The following is a 16,848-nucleotide window of genomic DNA, read 5'->3' on the forward strand; positions in this document are numbered from 1 at the left end:
GCGCCAGGGATGGCGCGTGCCGAGGCCCGCAGCGATCAGTCGGCCAGAGGTTCTGCCATCGGTGGCGTATGATGCACCGCAATATAACGCTGGAAGCGACTCTCTTTCAACTTCGTCAGATCCACCAGCACCAGCCCGTCTATACAGTGGTTGAAGTCCGGGTCACTGCCGAAGTCGATAAACTGTACCCCGCCGGTTTCGCACAGCTCGGAATACTGCTTGTACAGCGGTGGGATCCCCGTACCCAGGTTGCTTAATAGCCGCTTCAGACGTTTGAGATCGTCACTGTAGTTATCACCGCTGAACTGGGCCAGCACATCAGGCAGCGAGGCCGGATACGGACGGCGTGAGGTGGCCAGCGGCAGGTCCGGGGCAAAGTACAGACGATAGAATGCCACCAGCAGATCGCGCGCCGCCAGCGGCAGACCTCCCGAGATGGAAACCGGGCCAAACAGATAGCGGTACTGCGGATATTTCGCCAGATACGCGCCAATGCCCATCCACAGATAATCGAGGCCACGTTTGCCCCAATAGGCAGGCTGAATAAAACTGCGCCCCAGTTCAATGCCCTGCATCAGCACCGGGCTCATCTGGTGGTCGTAATGGAACAGGCTGTGGCTGTAGATCCCTTCAAAACCTTTTCGTTCGAACTGTTCAGCGGTGGGAATAAAGCGGTAAGCGCCAACGATATCCAGCGCCTCTTCATCCCATAAAATCAGGTGATAATAGTCGTCGTCGTAATCATCAAGATCGCGTCGCGTCCCGCTGCCCTCACCCACCGCGCGGAAGGCGATTTCACGCAGCCTTCCCAGCTCACGCAGGATCGGGACATAGTCTTCGCCCTGACGGCGATAGAGGTAAATCATCTTACCGTCGGGCAGTTGCCCCAGCACTTCGCATCCGGCCAGTGCCCGCTTCAGCACCGCGCGATCTTCTGCGCGCGCAATGGCAGCTTCCGTCTGGAACAACTCGGATTTACCCAGCCCGATACGGTAGAGATGACGGCGAAAACGCGCCGCCAGCTCTTTCGCCGGGGTGTGTCCATCATGCCAGCTGGCGTAAGGGATGCGCTTACCGATTTTCAATTTCAGCCGCACGCCACGATTGCCGAACATTTCACGCACCAGTAACAGCATCGACAACGGCTGATAGATTTTTGAGGTGAGATAGAACAGCGCGCTGTTGCGGCCGCTGACGTGGATCGGCACCACCGGCGCACGGAAACGGGCGGCCAGGCGCAGGAAACCGTGGCTCCATTTGCCATCTTTCACACCCTTGCTGCCAAAGCGGGAGACTTCCCCCGCCGGGAAGAAGATCAGCACGCCCTGGTTTTCCAGCTGCTCCTGCATCTGCCCCACCTGCTGGCGGCTGGTGCGGTTGCCCATGTTGTCCACCAGCACCATCAGGCTGCTCAGCGAAGACAGGCAGTTCAGCAGACGGTTGGTGACAATTTTCACATCGCGCCGCACCTGAGAGACGGCATGCAGCAGCGCCAAACCATCCAGCGTTCCCAGCGGATGGTTGGCAACAATCACCACCGGTCCTGTGCTGGGGATCTGCTCCAGGTCGCGTTCGCTGAGTTCACAGCTGACATCCAGGTACTCCAGCACCTGCTCCACCATATCCAGCCCTTTCAGGTGGCGGTTGCGCTGGTTGAACTGCTGGAACTCTTTTTCATGGAGCAGGCGGCGCAGCACGCTTTTCTGCCAGGAGGGGGTGTCATGTCCGGGACTGAGATCGTCTAATACGCTTTCAACTGTAAACACGGGTTAGCCTCCAGGTGTTTTATCGGCACACTAACCAGCCCGGATGACATTTTCATGTCAGGTAAATGACAGGTGAAATACCCGATGAATTTGTGTCGCCGCCCTGAAGAGGAGAAGAATTCAGATTGCACTGAATATTGCGGGAATTAACGGCTTTTCTTGCTGTTCTTCAGGCGTTCAGGTTAAAATGCGTCCAACTATAACTTATTAAATTTATTGATATTTTTTTATTTACCGCATCGTTACAGCGCGTGCTTTCGGAAATTATTCGCACCTTATTGCGTGCCTTTCCCTCCTGGCAGCATAATCCACGTGTGGCAGTAAAAATTATCAGCATGACTGACTCCTCATGATGAACCTGAAAACGCTGCTTCCTCTGCTCTGCCTGCTGTTAGCGGGCTGTGGCTCGCTGTCCAGTAACAGTATTGATACGTCCGCGACAGCCAGCTTGCAGGCCAGCTGTCATCTGCCGCTCAACGCGCAGATTGATCACCTGGCGCAGCCGCAGATTGACCAGCAGCGCACACCAGGCATGGTGGTGGCCGTGCTGGGTGCAGACCGTCAGCGCCATATATTCAGCTACGGCTATACCGATACCGATAAACGTATTCCCATCAACGGCGATACACTGTTTGCCGTCGGCTCTGTCACCAAAGGGTTCACCGCCGAAAGTGCGGCGCTGCTGGTCGCTGACGGGAAGCTGCGCTGGGATGAGACGCTCGGCCAGCTCATCGGCAAAGATGTTCCCCTGAGTGAAGATGCACGCGCTATCCCGCTGCAACAGCTTGCAACGCATACTGCCGGGCTACCACGCCAGATGCCCAGTCTGCATATGCTTCGCAAGCTGACGGCGTATCTGTTTTACGGTGAGCCTTTCTACGATGATCTTGATGACGGCGAGTTCCTGAACTATTTGCAGGATTTCAGCCGCCCGCGTCATCAGCAGGTGATGTATTCCAATCTGGGGTACGCCATTCTTGATTACGCCATCACACAGCGATCGGGCCAGACGCCACAGCAGATCGCCGGGCAGCGGATTATTGCGCCACTCGGCCTGCGTCATACCGGTTTTCAGCCGCAGCGATTGCCGGGCTATTTGCTGCGTGCACGCGGCCATGCCGGGGATCAGCCGAAGTTTGTGAAGCGCGGAGAGGCGGTGCCGGACTGGAATTTTAACGGTTATATGGTGGGTGCCGCATCGTTGTGGTCAAGCGGCAACGATTTGCTGACCTATCTGAGTGCCCATCTGTACGGCAGCGGCGATCCGACCCTGGATAAAGCCTTTATTGATGCCACCACCATCCGCTTTAAAGAGGCGCAAAACGACTCCTCCGCACTGGCGTGGCTGAGCAACAATCTCAATGGGCAGAGCATTCTCTACCAGTCCGGTTTTATTGGCGGCTATGCCAGTTATATCGGAATGGATCTGAAGCATAAAACGGCGATTGTGGTGCTGCAAAACAGCTTTAACTGGGACAACACCATCGGCCACCGCATGCTGTTGCGCATGGCAGAAAACCAGGATACGCCGGGTGGATGCCGGTAATGCGGGGCGGGCATGCCCACCCCCTACGATGACCGGCGTACAGGCCGACCGTTTTTTCCGTCCTGCGCGGGTGGCGCTGCGTAGGGGCGAGGCATGCCTCGCCCGGGGTTATTCGTCGAGCTCCAGCGGTGGCAACTGCGAGAACACACTCAATAAACCACTGCTCCATAACTGGCGGATCTGCGAGAAATAGGGATGTTTTTCAGTAATATGATACTGCTGCATACTGCTGTAACTGTCCGTTGGATAGACCATCACATCCAGCGGTAACCCCACCGAAATATTACTCGCCAGCGTGGAGTCCATCGAAATCAGTGCGCACTGCATCGCCTGATCCAGCGGTGTATCAAAACGCAGCACGCGGTCAATAATCGGCTTACCGTATTTGCTTTCCCCAATCTGGAAATACGGCGTATCGGTACTGGCTTCGATAAAGTTGCCCTGCGGGTAGATCTGGAACAGCCGTGGCTCTTCGCCTTTGATCTGCCCGCCCAGCATCAACGTGCCGCCAAACTCCTCGCCGTCGCGCTTGATCACCGAACGTAACGTTTCCCCTACCAGCAGCGCCACATCGTACATGTTCGTGGCGTTCATCAGGCTAGGATTTTTGCCATCTTCGCAGCCACGCCGCAGCAGGCTCAGCGCACTCTGGGTGGTGGCCAGATTACCGGCGCTTTGCAGCACCAGGGTCCGTTCGCCATCTTGCTGAAAAACATGAAGCTTACGGAACGAGTAAATATGATCCACGCCCGCATTGGTTCGGGAATCGGAAACGAAAATCATCCCTGACGATAAACGCATAGCTACACAATAGGTCATAGTGAGTCCGATAAAAGATTACTGCTGCGAAAACACCAGTTGTACCGCAGCCACTGCCTGCATATCTTCACTGCCACCGCCAAGGCGCATTCCACGCACCGGGCAGGCATCCAGATAATCCACCCCCACCGCCAGTTTCAGATGCTGGCGGGTGCTGCGGGTATTATTGGTAATATCGAAACTGTGCCAACTGCCGCCCACCCAGGCTTCCACCCAGGCATGCGTGGCTACATGTTCCACGTTGTCAGTATACAGATAGCCGCTCACATAACGGGCGGGAATATGCAGGCTGCGACAACAGGCGAGAAAGACGTGGCTGTGATCCTGACAAACCCCGCTGCCGGCGGCAAACACTTTCGCGGCGGTATCCGTCACCAGCGTACTGCCGGGCTGGTAAGGCATTTTCAACAGCAACTCGCCCATCAGGCGCTCCAGACTGTCCAGCGGAGCCTCTTCACGGTAATAGCGGCGGGCAAAATCGTTGATCGCCGCGTCAGGCTGCGTCAGCGGAGTGATGCGTAAAAACACCAGCGGCGAGAGCATGCAGTCCGGGTCCGGGGCGCTATCTTCGTCGTCGAGGATCTCCACCACGCCACGAGCTTCAATCTCGATTTCCTGATGCGGACGGTCGAGCGTCAGCACATGCAGCACATTACCCCAGGTGTCGGTGGTGCAGATCGCCTCTTCCGGCAGCAGCAGATCCCACGAAATAATATGCTGATGCACCGAGTCCTGTGGCGTCAGACGCAGGTACTGCGTGCTTTGACGCACCAGGCTTTGATAGCTGAAACAGGTTTTATGCGCGATGGTCAGCTTCATTATTTCGCCTCCAGATAAGTGTGATGGATGCTGTCAGCAATCAATGCCAGTTCACCCAGAAAACGTTGCAACCAGGCATGCAGCCCGTCATCCATCAGGGATTCCCAACTGCTGAAACGCAGCTGCGCATGCAGTATCGTCAATAAGTAACGCGGCCTGTCTTCACCGCTGCTGCCGATTTGATCGAGTTGCCTTGCGATTTCATCAAGACAGGATCGTAACGATCGCGGGCTCTCTTCACGCAGGATCAACATCTCGTTGACGCCGTCCGCCGCCAGTTGCTGCTTGTAGATGGTGTGATAGGCTTCGCGCGCGGACACTGAACGTAGCAGCGTATCCAGCCGGTAGTATTCGCGCACGGTGTCATCATCGTCATCGGTCAGATACTGATAAACATCGAGCAGGCGTGCCGTGCAGTCGGCACGTTCCAGCAACGTTCCCAGACGAATAAAGCTCATGGCATCGCCACGCATCAGGGTGCCGAACATCGCACCACGAAACAGATGTGAGCGCTCTTTAACCCAGTCGAAGAAGGCATCCGCACCGTCGCTGCTGACGCCGTGACGCCGCATTTTTCTCAGTTCAATCCAGCTGGAGTTAATACTCTCCCAGACTTCAGAAGAGAGGCTGCCGCGAACCGCATGGGCGTTGTTCCAGGCCGCCTGCCAGCAATTGAAAATGCTGCCGGGGTTACGCTCATCAAAGGCAAAAAAGCTGAACAGCTGTGACATACTCAGCCGATCGCTGACCGACCAGTAAAGTTCATCCGTGTTGGTCAGATTGAGCGGCACGCGCAGCTCATTATTGTGGCTGCCGCGCACCGGCATCAGAGAAAGACGGTTTGTGACGTCGAGCACGCGTGCAATATTTTCTGCGCGCTCTAAATAGCGCGCCATCCAGTACAGGCCACTGGCCGTGCGACTCAGCATGCGTCATCCTCCAGAACCCAGGTATCTTTCGTCCCACCGCCCTGCGATGAGTTCACCACCAGCGAACCTTCGGTCAGCGCTACGCGCGTCAGGCCACCGGGCACCAGCCGGATATCCGCCCCACTCAGGGCAAAGGGACGCAGGTCGATATGACGCGGGGCCAGCCCCTGATCGACAAAAGTCGGACAGGTGGAGAGTGCCAGCGTGTTCTGTGCAATGTAGTTCTGTGGTTTGGCGAGTAACAGCGCGCGGAAATCGGCCAACTGCTGTTTACTGGCCACCGGGCCAATCAACATGCCGTATCCCCCCGCACCGTGAACCTCCTTCACGACCAGCTTTTCGAGGTTAGCCAGTACCCAGGAGAGCTCATCAGGGCGGCGACACTGCCAGGTCGGTACGTTGTTGAGGAGCGGCTCTTCCCCCAGATAGAAGCGAATCATTTCCGGTACATACGGGTAGATCGACTTATCATCGGCCACGCCGGTGCCGATGGCGTTAGCCAGCACCACGTTGCCCGCACGATACACCGACAGCAGGCCCGGCACACCGAGCATCGAATCCGGCCGGAACGCCAGAGGATCAAGGAAGGCATCGTCCACCCGGCGGTAGATCACATCGATCTTGCACGGCCCGGCCGTGGTGCGCATCAGCACCGCGCCATCTTTGACAAACAGGTCAGCACTTTCCACCAGCTCCACGCCCATTTGCTGGGCAAGGAAGCTGTGTTCAAAGTAGGCACTGTTAAAGCGGCCCGGTGTCAGTACCACTACCACCGGATCGTTGATCGGCGAGCTTTCGCGCAGGGTTTGTAGCAGCAGAGACGGATAACGTTCGACAGGGGCAATGCGCTGATCGGCAAACAGCTCCGGGTAAAGGCGCATCATCATTCTGCGGTTTTCCAGCATGTAGGAGACGCCGGACGGGGTACGCAGATTGTCCTCCAGCACGTAGTATTCGCCATCGCTGTTGCGCACCATATCCACGCCAATAATGTGCGCGTAGAGGTTACGGTGCAGATTCAGGCCCTGCATGCAGGGTTGATATTGATCGTTAACCAGTACCTGTTCAGCGGGAATGATCCCGGCTTTAAGGATGCGCTGGTCATGGTAGATGTCATGCAGAAAAGCATTCAGCGCCTGAACGCGCTGGCGGATGCCTTTATCCAGCATTGCCCACTCGCTGGCAGGAATAATCCGCGGTACGCTGTCGAACGGGATCAGACGCTCGGCACCGCCGTCATCACCATACACATTAAAAGTAATCCCCAGGCGGTGAAACAACAGTTCCGCCTCTTCACGTTTGCGCGCAATCGCCTGCTGGTCAGCCTGCTGTAGCCACTGCCAGTATTCCCGATAGTGCCCGCGATAGCGTCCATCGTTCAGCAACATCTCATCATAAAAGTGTGACGCTATTTCATAGCTTTGATTCATGATTTCCCTACCGCTGTCTGTGAACCTGAATAAGAGTTGCACAAAGTGTGCCAGAGTCGGAATGAGCGGCCTGCCCCGCACAGAACGAGGAACGAACAACAGCCTGGTGACAAATCGGGTCAGGGAAAGCGAAGCGTAGAATGAGAATGCACCAATATGGTGCATTCCGGTCAAACGATGAGAGAGATTCTTAACGAGTCAGCGGGTGCCAGACCTCAGTCAGTGCGCCTTCCCCACCGGTAACGGGGTCGGTTTCGGGCATCGCGACGCGTTTTATTTCAAGCATAGACTGTTCCATCAATGCCTGCTCGTCGCGCAGGGTTTTGGGCGTCACGCCCGGAGGGTAGGCACCAACGGCCATGAAATCATCACTGGCGGCAATTTGCTGATGTCCGACACCCGCCGGTATCAGTATTACGTCACCCGCATAAACGGTGACCATGCGCCCACTTTCGCCACCAAACAGGATCTCGGCCCAGCCGCAGGTGATCCCCAGCAATTCATGGGTATTCGGGTGATAATGGGTGTAGGGATAAATCGGCGCGTGCCAGCTGACCGGCCAACCGTGGCGGGCAAATTCAGCGCGGAACCACAGCGCCAAATCGTCTGGCGATATCTCTTCTGCCCCTTCTTCCGGCTCGTCCGGCACCACCTGTGGATAGATGATCAGCGGCAGCGGGTTGTTGGGGATGCCCTGTGAGGGCTGCGCCAGCATCAGATGGCGCGGGTTTGAGGAGGCACCTGCAGCAAAGGTCCCGGCAGCAAACGACATCATTAACATTACACTGCGAGAATGGGTCACCATATCAGGCTCCTGGTCAAATTGCCTTGTTGAGTGATTGTTAAATTAATTGTGGCACTATTCTGCCAGCTTGCAATCTTTTCCCCACGCCGCAGATCACATAACTTATTAATTTAACTGAACTTAAGCCAAATTCATTGGTTGTTACCCACCTCTCATCCCCTTCACCCTGAGATTTGACTTTACGATCACTCGATAACACATTGTTACTATTACTGTATGTAACATTTATTTCCCATTACCGGGTGGCCTCAATTTAAATAACAGGACGCCTTTTCATTGAATTTTTTAATGCGTTACGACTACAGCAATTGTTATGGAAATTAGATTATAATTACCGATTATCGCCAGAAGTATTCACCAGCATATTCACTGATTTTTCTGAACAATGGCAAGCTATGACAGCGGATTATATTATTCACCACTGGTACGTCGATTTTTCGTCCGGTACGTTACTCCATCAACTCAGTGGTGAAGAACGGCGCCTGGGCGAATATCAATTCAAACTGTTGCTAGTACTGGCTGAAAATGCTGGAAAAACATTAAGTCGTGATGAGCTCACTACGCTGGTTTGGGAACGGCGGGTTATTGGTATTAACAGTTTACCGAATGCGATTCATGCGCTGCGCGTGGCGCTGGAGGATGACGGCAAGCAGCAGCGTATTATTAAAACGATCCCTAAAAAGGGCTATATCCTTGAGGCAGAATTTTGCCAACGTATTTGCTATGACAAAGAAGAAGCGGATAGCCTGACCGATGCCTCGCAGCAGACATCGGTACAAGAGGAGAGGATACCCCCGCAGGATATGCACCAGGTAGAACCTGCGATATTACCCGGGCTGGCCGAAACGGAAACAACGATTAACGCGGAGCCGAAACCACGCTTACGTCGCGTATTCTGGCTTTGGCTTATTTTCTTTCAGGCGTTACTGTTACTGTGCGTGCTGGCGTGGGCCGGGCGAGCGCTTTTTCCGGTAAACAGTAGCGAGTTGGTGAAAAAAAACTCCGTCCCGTACAGCCATATTCAGCTAATGGAATTGCGCCGGGGATGGGACAACACGTCCGCGTCCTATGATTTAAATAAGCTTTTGGGACCGGTGCTATTTACGCTGAATCAAAATTTGAAAAATCAGAAAGTGAATATGGAAATTTTCTATTACACCTCCGGCACGACGCTGAACTACACCATGACGTTATCGAATCAGTGCGATCGTAAACAGCTGGCGATGAACATTATCAACTGGCGTACGGATGGTGCTCAACTGAGCGCTCTAATCTACCGTGAAGGCGAACGAAAAATTAATGAAATGGCCAACTGCGTCAATTAGCTTACTGATCGTGACTTTGCTGGTCCCCCTTGGGGTGGCAGTGATCAAAAATTTGCCAGGGGATAAGGGCCTGTTCACGGAGGATTTCGTTAAAGTAAATTTACAGCTGGGGTATTACGACCTGCTGGCGCGCCAGCGTGAAATTTATGATACCCGCTTCGACGGCAAAGGGAACACCGTGATGATGACCCTGACCAGCCCAAACGATAATCGTTTTATGGCCAAAATCAGCCTGGAAGAAAAAACTCAAAATGCCAAAGGTGTGATGTTTACTTTCCATAAAATTTATTATGCAGATGATGGTCAGACGCGGATGATTAAAAATATTTTTGGCTATGCGGAAAACAACAGCGTGCATTTTGACACCTTGCGGCTGGGTAAAGAACGCCTGATGATCACCCCTTCTGGCCAAATGGTACGTTACCGATAGTACCAATGGGCCGGTTTCCTTAGCGGTCGGTAAACAGGGTGCGCCATGACTGAAGCGTTTTGGGCATGGTCTCTTTATCCTTCTCGGTGGTCACATAATCCACTTCCACGCCGTTATCGGTGTCAGGGCTGACCCGTAGCGCCCAGATTTTCCCTTCCGGCGTGTACATGATGATGGCTGACTGTCGGTTCGCCATGCCTTTTACCCACAGGGTGAGTACCGTCGCACCAAACTGGTCAAGGTCCTGGCTGTAGACAAAACTGGTTGCCGTCGCAACATATTGCGCATAGTCACTGCCTGTCAGCTGACGAAAGCGATCGTCCAGGGCTTTATTCGGTAAAATACCGAGGGTTAACAGCGTGGCCGGCAGACGCGGATCGTTATCCGCTTTAACGTACACCCCGTCAATTGACGTCTTGCCGGGTAACAGCATATCGCAGCGTCCATGCGAATCGCTGCTGACTTCAAGGCGGTTATCCGGGCGCGGGATCAGAACAATTGAACACCCGCCACCCCAGACAATTTTATCGGTAAACCCTACCCCGTCGGACAGCGTCACTTTACCGCTGAAACTCGACCGGTACACCCCTCCCCAGACAGATGCATCCATATTGAACTCATCGCCTGCCAGCTGGCTGATACGAATTTTTCCACCATTGCCGTGAGGTGCACTGACATTCCACCAGACGCCCTGCCAGTCCACCTGGCGATCCGCATCATACAGCTGGCTCAGGCCACCGAGATAGGCACTGCGCAGGCAGCTGTCGCTAACGCAGGTATTACGCTCCCGGGCCATCTCCTTCGCTATCTGATTCACATGCTGTGGCTCGCGCATTTGCAGTTCACTGAATGCATTAACAAACACCCTATCCAGCCACATCAATTCCGGCTTATCACAGACGGTATTTTCTACCACGCTGGAGGCGCGCCCACAGTCGATGGCCTTCGCCGTGGAGGTAAGGAGCAGGAGAGTAAAGCCAATGACAGCAGGGGCTTTGATTAAATCCATCTGTTTTTTATTCCCTTATCAGCAGGCCATCGGGAATGGCCTGAACTTTATACATTGCCACGGCAGGTGACAGCTGGCCCATCCCTGTGAGCAACTGTTATAGTTGAATAGCGATAAACTGTGTCTGCTATTATAGGTGCAAACATGGTTTACTTTCACTCTGCCCGAACTGTTTTGCAGAGGTCACTAATGGAAGAAGTTAAAAAAATATTGCTGCGCGAGATCGATACATTGAATCGCGAAGAGCAACGCGATAATAAACCGCGCTTCAGTTTTCAGTTTTTGAAGACCCATCCGGGGCTTTGGGCATCCATGTACGGGTGCTACATTCTGACTGTTGCCCTAATCTTTACCACGGACTTTCTGGGCTGGCCCGCGTTCTGGGGGGCGACTATTTTTATCATGCTGATGAGCGGCCTGATGCTCATGGACGTGAACCCGAAATACCGCTTTGAGGATATCGATACCCTTGATCTGCGCGTTTGCTACAACGGCGAATGGTATTATGTGCGCACCCTGTCTGAACGGGCGATTAGCGACATCCTCAGTAGTGACAATGTGCCGGACAAGGTTAAGCAGGGCATTACTAAGCTGCTGTCGTTAAAAGGTGAAGTCGATTTTTATGATGTCTTCCACCTGACCTGGGGACAGAAAAGCGCTTCAGCGGTATAAAATAACCCGATGCGGGTCAGGCATGCCTGACCCTTACGGCAGTAATTCTGCGATTAATCGTCCTAATGTGGCGACCGCCACTTCCTGCGACTCATCCCACCACGCGGTGTTAAAACGAAAATAGTTGGCGTACTGCTCGCTGGAGGAGAACATTTTTCCGGGGGCAATGCTGATATTGTTGTGCAGTGCACGGTAATAAAGCTCAGTCGTATTGACCTGTTTGGGCAGTTCCACCCACAGGAAGTAGCCACCGCGTGAATCATTGATTTGCGCCCCGGCAGGCAGAGAACGTTTGAGAGCCTGACGCGCCAGATTTTTACGCTGTTCGAGTGTCTGCCGTAAACGCCGCAGATGGCGATCATAGCTGCGCGTGCCGAGGTAAGTGGCCAGTGCCTGCTGCATCGGTGCGCTGGTCGACAAGGTACTCATCAACTGCAAACGCTGAATGCGCTGCGCATGTTTTCCCGCAGCCACCCAGCCGACTCGAAATCCTGCTACCAGATTTTTAGAAAATGAGGAGCAGTGCAGCACGTTATGCTCGCGGTCGAATGCTTTGGCCGGCAGGGGTTTTTCGTGGCCGAAATAGAGTTCGCTGTAAACATCATCCTCAATCAGCGCCACGCCGTGCCGGGCCAGTAACGCGACCAGTTGCTGCTTTTTCTCTTTGCTGAGCGTGCAGCCGACCGGGTTCTGCTGGTTAGTCATCATCCACAGCGCTTTGATCGGCCAGCGGGCCAGCGAACGGCTCAGCTCATCGAGATCGATACCGGTTTGTGGATCGCTGGCGATGGCCACGCTTTTCAGCTTCAGACGTTCAATCGCCTGCAACGCACCGTAAAACGAGGGGTTTTCTATCGCCACCCAGTCACCCGGTTCTGTCAGCACCTGCAAACTGAGGTTAAGGGCCTCCATTGCGCCATTGGTGATCACAATCTCATCCGGGGAGACCTGAATGCCCTGTAAGGCGTAACGCTGCGCCAGTGTTTTGCGCAGCGCTTCATTACCCGGTGGCAGATTATGCAGGGCATCGATGGCTTTCATACTGTGAGAAACGGTGGTCAACGCACGCATCAGCTGACGCTGAGGGAAGAGTTCCGGGTCAGGAAACGCGGAACCAAATGGAACCATCTGCGGGTCACGGCAGGCCTGTAATACATCGAAAATAAAGGCATTGATATCGACAGATTCAGCCAGCTGCACTTTCTGATGGCTAAGAGGCTGACTGAGAAATTCGGCGCGCGGCGCAACATAATAACCTGACTGCGGCCGCGACTGGATCCAGCCCTGGCTTTCCAGCACCTGATAAGCGTGCATTACGGTCATCAGGCTCATGCCGCTCAGCTCAACCTGTTGACGCAACGAGGGAAGTTTTTCCCCCGGCAGCCATATCTCCGTCTCGATCTGCTGCTGGATTTGTGCCACCAGCTGTTCATATTTTGCCACGACTGTTACAGGCCATTTTAACAAAAGAGAAAACTATTATACCACGTCAGAGAGCGGTATGACCGCCGCCAACTTTGGGACATCTTCCTCGCGCGTCTCAACGCCATCATCGCCGTCAACATACTGCTTCAGGCCCGGGACGTTCTCCGGTGGCACAGGACGACCCAGCAGATAACCCTGTAAGGTATTGCAGCCCAGCCCTGTCAGAAATGCCTGTTGTTCGGCCGTTTCCACCCCTTCCGCGACCACTTTCAGATTGAGCGTTTGCGCCAGCGCCACAATCGCGGTGACGATGGTGGCATCTTCCGTTTGTGCCTGAAGCTCATTCACAAATGCACGGTCGATTTTCAACTCGCTGGCCGGCAGACGCTTCAGATACAGCAGGCTGGAATATCCGGTGCCAAAATCATCGATAGAGGCTTTCACCCCCAGTTCCGTTAGTTCGGTCAGAATGCGAATGCTTTCATCCGGGTCGCGCATCGCAGTGGTTTCCGTCACTTCCAGCGTCAGCAGTTCCGGCGGGATGTGGTGCGTTTCCAGCGCCTTCACTACGGTTTCCACCAGCCCGGCCTGCTCAAACTGCAATGCAGACAGGTTGACGGCGACCGACCACTGGCTGTTGCCCTGCAAATGCCAGCAGCGCAACTGGCGGCAGGCTTCCCCGATCACCCAGTTACCGATGCTGACGATCAGCCCGGTTTTTTCTGCCAGCGGCAGGAAGACATCCGGCGTCAGCAGACCACGTTGCGGATGCTGCCAGCGCAGCAGTGCTTCAAAACCGATAATCGGCCCACGTGGCGCACAGAATTTAGGCTGATAAAACAGCCGCAGTTCTTTATTTTCCTGCGCCAGCCACAGGTCATTAATCAGCTGTAACTGGTTCTGTGCGATGGTGTTCATCGACGGCTGGAAGAAGCTGTAACCGTTACGACCGTTATTTTTAGTGTGGTACATGGCGGCATCGGCGTTAAACATCAGTTCACGTTCATCGAGTCCATCGCCCGGGAAGACAGCAATACCAATACTCAGCGACACCACCAGCTCGTAGCGGGAGATATCAAATGGCCGCTCGACGGCCTTCACCAGCGCATCCGCCACGGCGGCAGCATCGTTAGGATCGTCAATCTCAATCAGCAGTACAAACTCATCACCGCCGAGGCGGGCCAGCGTGTGATGCCCCTGCACTTTCTCTTTCATGCGTTCGGTCACCGCGATCAGCAGGCTGTCGCCAATGTGGTGGCCGAAGGCGTCGTTGACGGCTTTGAAACCATCAAGATCCATAAACAACAGGGCAAATTTTGAGTCTTCGCGCGAGGCTTTATTGATGGCCTGGTCGAGACGATCTTCTAACAGGATGCGGTTTGGCAGGCGGGTCAGGTTGTCATGCAGCGCCAGCTGTGCCAGCTCGCGGTTTGCCTCTGCCAGAGAGGATGCCAGCACCGACGTCCGTGCCTGAAGGCGAGCATCCAGCATTGAAACCAGCAGCGTAATACCGAGGATGGCCAGCGTCACGACGACAACCAGAATCGCCAGCCAGTTGCTGTTAACCCCAAGATGCGTGGCGTGACTGTCCATCGGGAAACTGGCTGCCGCCATGCCGGTATAGTGCATCCCGGCAATAGCGACACCCATGATCAGTGCAGCGCCGCTGCGCATCAGTGCCAGGCGGCCGGTGCCCTGACGCAGACGGAAAGCCAGCCATAGCGCAGCACCGGAGGCAACCAGTGCAATCAACACGGATACCCAGATCCAGCGCCAGTCCCAGATAATACCGGGATTGACCGCCAGAGCAGCCATGCCGGTGTAGTGCATCGCCACGACTCCGCTGCCCATGATCACCGCCCCGCCGCAAAGCCGATACCACGGCAGTTCACCGTAACACACGATCCACAGCGCAAAGACGGATGCCGCCACAGCGATCACCATGGAGACCACCGTCAGGCTGGCGTCGTAGCTCATGACCATCGGCAGACTCATCGCCAGCATGCCGATAAAGTGCATAGACCAGATCCCAACGCCCATGGCAAAACCGCCACCGAATAGCCAGACGCGGGCAACGTTGCCACTGGAGGTGGCAACTCGTCCCGCCATGTCCAGCGCAGTATAGGAGGCCAGAAACGCGACGATAAAAGAGACGATAACCAGAAGTTGATCGTACGAACTCATGAGCATATGACAATCTCGAATGCAGTAGCCATTTCGGCTTAGTGTGTAGTGACCCGGTGTCATTATTAATCACCCCAGGCTTGTGCTTATTTATCGGCGAAAAATCAGCCAGCTTTAGCAGCCACAGGGGAAAGTGAAGGAACCTGAAGAGGATTTTTACAGGCATAAGATATATCCCTATAATTTATATAGTGTATTAATATTCCTCTTCTTCGGCAGTGAACATAGCATTGGCCCGATACTTCGCCTAGATCAGGATAGGAATATTCTTGAAAATTTTCCAATCCCTGTCGCCACGCGGTGGTAAAGCCTGCTTATCTATGACAGGCGTAACACATAAATAATATTTTTACGATTCTGTTATCAGCCTGGCCAGGCTGAACTATAGTTAAGTCAATCAATGTTAACGCGTTAATTCAAATAACAGATTATTCCTTACGTTATATTTTACCCGCTAAAGGGTTTTTATTATTTTTTATGTTTGTTCAGTCACACTGACGACAATATTTCATCAGGCGGAAAAGCAAGTTCATCACTTTAATTAGTAAGGAATAGTTATGAAAACTAAGCTTTTTCTGCTGGGCTGCGGCCTGAGCCTTGGCGTAGCCAGTTCAGGCTTTGCCGCCACCACCACCGGAACCATCACCGCCAGACTGGTACTGACAGCGGGCTGCCTGGTCAATGGGCAAGTCGCCACTCCGGGTGCCATTGGTAACCTGGGTACGTTGGAATTCCCTGGTGGTGCCGCGACCTTTGATATCAAAACCGCCGCCGTTGTCGGTACGGTGGGTAATGGTATTTTTGTTCGCTGCTCCACGGGATCGACCTACTCTGTGCAAATCACCAGCAGCAGTGCTAAGCCAACCACCGTGTATGGCACAGAAACGACGCAGCCACGCTATCTGATCAGCGGCACCACGGCCACCGTGGGTATCGCCTACTCCCTGTACCCCAATACTGACTACACCACGCCAATTGCCAATAACACCAATATCGCCCCGGTCGGCACCCCCGATGCGACTTACGGAGATAACTATCCGATTTATGGTCGTATTGCTGGTGGGGGGAATACCTCCGCCATTCCTGCCGCCACCTACACGGATACGATTAACGTTGCAGTGAATTACTGATTGCCGCGACAGGGGAGTCCATCGTGCGGGAGCTGCTCAGGCGACATGCGGGCGTTATTCGTCCGTTCACGTTACTGCTGCTGGCCTACAGCAGCAGCAGTAACGCATTGCCTACCGCCGATTTTGGGGTCAGTGCTTCTATCGTCAATGGCTGTGTGATCACCAGCACGGCTCCCACGGTTTTCGGTACGCTCGACTTTGGCACTCAACCCGGGGTAGGCAGCGTCACCGCCAATGCCGCCTATGTGCAGAATTCCAGTATTACGCTGGCCTGCACGCCGGGCACAACACTGAATATGAGTATCAACGGCGGGAGTAACTACACCACCACGCGCAACTTGAGAGTGGCCGGCAACACCAACCTGGTGGCGTATAGCCTGTACACCAGTGCCGCTCACACCACCGCCATTCCGGTGAATCAGAATGTGTTACTGACGCTAAGCAATGCCAACAATATCACGCTGCCGATCTACGGCCAGTTACAACTGAACGGTGTTAACCGTGCCGGGACCTACAGCGATACTTTGACGGTGACTTTGAGCTGGTAATTTCGGGGAAT

15 protein-coding genes are annotated in these 16,848 nt (G+C 54.2%); 6 read left to right on the forward strand and 9 right to left on the reverse strand.

Annotated features, from left to right (window positions below; genetic code table 11):
* Positions 1-35: 35 nt before the first annotated feature.
* The gene (locus tag WH277_RS27395; RefSeq protein ID WP_133843763.1) at positions 36-1,766 is read right to left on the reverse strand and encodes a lysophospholipid acyltransferase family protein; all 1,731 of its coding nucleotides are present in this window, start codon (positions 1,764-1,766) and stop codon (positions 36-38) included.
* Between the two features lie 349 nt (positions 1,767-2,115).
* Here WH277_RS27395 and WH277_RS27400 point away from each other — a divergent pair, with 349 nt between their 5' ends.
* The gene (locus WH277_RS27400) at positions 2,116-3,312 is read left to right on the forward strand and encodes a serine hydrolase domain-containing protein (RefSeq protein ID WP_339507447.1); all 1,197 of its coding nucleotides are present in this window, start codon (positions 2,116-2,118) and stop codon (positions 3,310-3,312) included.
* 108 nt (positions 3,313-3,420) lie between these two features.
* Here WH277_RS27400 and WH277_RS27405 read toward each other — a convergent pair whose 3' ends face one another.
* The 5 genes from WH277_RS27405 to WH277_RS27425 all read right to left on the reverse strand — a co-directional run bounded on the left by WH277_RS27405 (position 3,421) and on the right by WH277_RS27425 (position 8,114).
* Positions 3,421-4,131, reverse strand: a complete 711-nt coding sequence (locus WH277_RS27405) for a proteasome-type protease (protein WP_339507448.1) — start codon at positions 4,129-4,131, stop codon at positions 3,421-3,423.
* A gap of 18 nt (positions 4,132-4,149) precedes the next feature.
* On the reverse strand, positions 4,150-4,950 hold the full coding sequence (locus WH277_RS27410; protein WP_133843769.1) for a transglutaminase family protein: 801 nt from the start codon (positions 4,948-4,950) through the stop codon (positions 4,150-4,152).
* Positions 4,950-5,879 (reverse strand): alpha-E domain-containing protein, encoded by a 930-nt coding sequence (locus WH277_RS27415; protein ID WP_133843771.1) that lies wholly within the window; start codon positions 5,877-5,879, stop codon positions 4,950-4,952. Before WH277_RS27415 ends, WH277_RS27410 begins: the two co-directional genes overlap by 1 nt.
* Positions 5,873-7,309: a circularly permuted type 2 ATP-grasp protein gene (locus WH277_RS27420; protein WP_133843773.1), complete on the reverse strand. Its 1,437-nt coding sequence runs from the start codon at positions 7,307-7,309 to the stop codon at positions 5,873-5,875. Before WH277_RS27420 ends, WH277_RS27415 begins: the two co-directional genes overlap by 7 nt.
* A gap of 190 nt (positions 7,310-7,499) precedes the next feature.
* On the reverse strand, positions 7,500-8,114 hold the full coding sequence (locus WH277_RS27425; protein ID WP_227535674.1) for a cupin domain-containing protein: 615 nt from the start codon (positions 8,112-8,114) through the stop codon (positions 7,500-7,502).
* A 395-nt stretch (positions 8,115-8,509) separates the two neighbouring features.
* Here WH277_RS27425 and WH277_RS27430 point away from each other — a divergent pair, with 395 nt between their 5' ends.
* Positions 8,510-9,439, forward strand: coding sequence for a transcriptional regulator (locus tag WH277_RS27430; protein WP_133844228.1), 930 nt, complete (start codon positions 8,510-8,512; stop codon positions 9,437-9,439).
* The gene (locus WH277_RS27435; protein ID WP_339507449.1) at positions 9,393-9,869 is read left to right on the forward strand and encodes a hypothetical protein; all 477 of its coding nucleotides are present in this window, start codon (positions 9,393-9,395) and stop codon (positions 9,867-9,869) included. Before WH277_RS27430 ends, WH277_RS27435 begins: the two co-directional genes overlap by 47 nt.
* Positions 9,870-9,888: 19 nt before the next feature.
* Here WH277_RS27435 and WH277_RS27440 read toward each other — a convergent pair whose 3' ends face one another.
* Positions 9,889-10,878, reverse strand: a complete 990-nt coding sequence (locus WH277_RS27440; RefSeq protein ID WP_339507450.1) for a lysozyme inhibitor LprI family protein — start codon at positions 10,876-10,878, stop codon at positions 9,889-9,891.
* Between the two features lie 189 nt (positions 10,879-11,067).
* Here WH277_RS27440 and WH277_RS27445 point away from each other — a divergent pair, with 189 nt between their 5' ends.
* Positions 11,068-11,550 (forward strand): YlaC family protein, encoded by a 483-nt coding sequence (locus WH277_RS27445; RefSeq protein WP_133843777.1) that lies wholly within the window; start codon positions 11,068-11,070, stop codon positions 11,548-11,550.
* 33 nt (positions 11,551-11,583) lie between these two features.
* On the opposite strand, the gene WH277_RS27450 is transcribed toward WH277_RS27445, so the two are convergent.
* Both WH277_RS27450 and WH277_RS27455 read right to left on the reverse strand, forming a co-directional pair.
* The gene (locus WH277_RS27450) at positions 11,584-12,993 is read right to left on the reverse strand and encodes an aminotransferase-like domain-containing protein (protein ID WP_133843779.1); all 1,410 of its coding nucleotides are present in this window, start codon (positions 12,991-12,993) and stop codon (positions 11,584-11,586) included.
* A gap of 36 nt (positions 12,994-13,029) precedes the next feature.
* On the reverse strand, positions 13,030-15,165 hold the full coding sequence (locus tag WH277_RS27455; protein WP_227535671.1) for a putative bifunctional diguanylate cyclase/phosphodiesterase: 2,136 nt from the start codon (positions 15,163-15,165) through the stop codon (positions 13,030-13,032).
* Between the two features lie 551 nt (positions 15,166-15,716).
* Between WH277_RS27455 and WH277_RS27460 the strand changes: the two genes are divergently transcribed.
* Together WH277_RS27460 and WH277_RS27465 are read left to right on the forward strand one after the other, a co-directional pair.
* Positions 15,717-16,289, forward strand: coding sequence for a spore coat protein U domain-containing protein (locus tag WH277_RS27460; RefSeq protein WP_133843783.1), 573 nt, complete (start codon positions 15,717-15,719; stop codon positions 16,287-16,289).
* Positions 16,290-16,345: 56 nt separating this feature from the next.
* The gene (locus tag WH277_RS27465) at positions 16,346-16,837 is read left to right on the forward strand and encodes a Csu type fimbrial protein (RefSeq protein ID WP_192933190.1); all 492 of its coding nucleotides are present in this window, start codon (positions 16,346-16,348) and stop codon (positions 16,835-16,837) included.
* The last annotated feature ends 11 nt before the right edge of the window (positions 16,838-16,848 follow it).

This window comes from Erwinia sp. MYb416, from assembly GCF_037479575.1.
Taxonomy (GTDB): Bacteria; Pseudomonadota; Gammaproteobacteria; order Enterobacterales; family Enterobacteriaceae; genus Erwinia; species Erwinia rhapontici.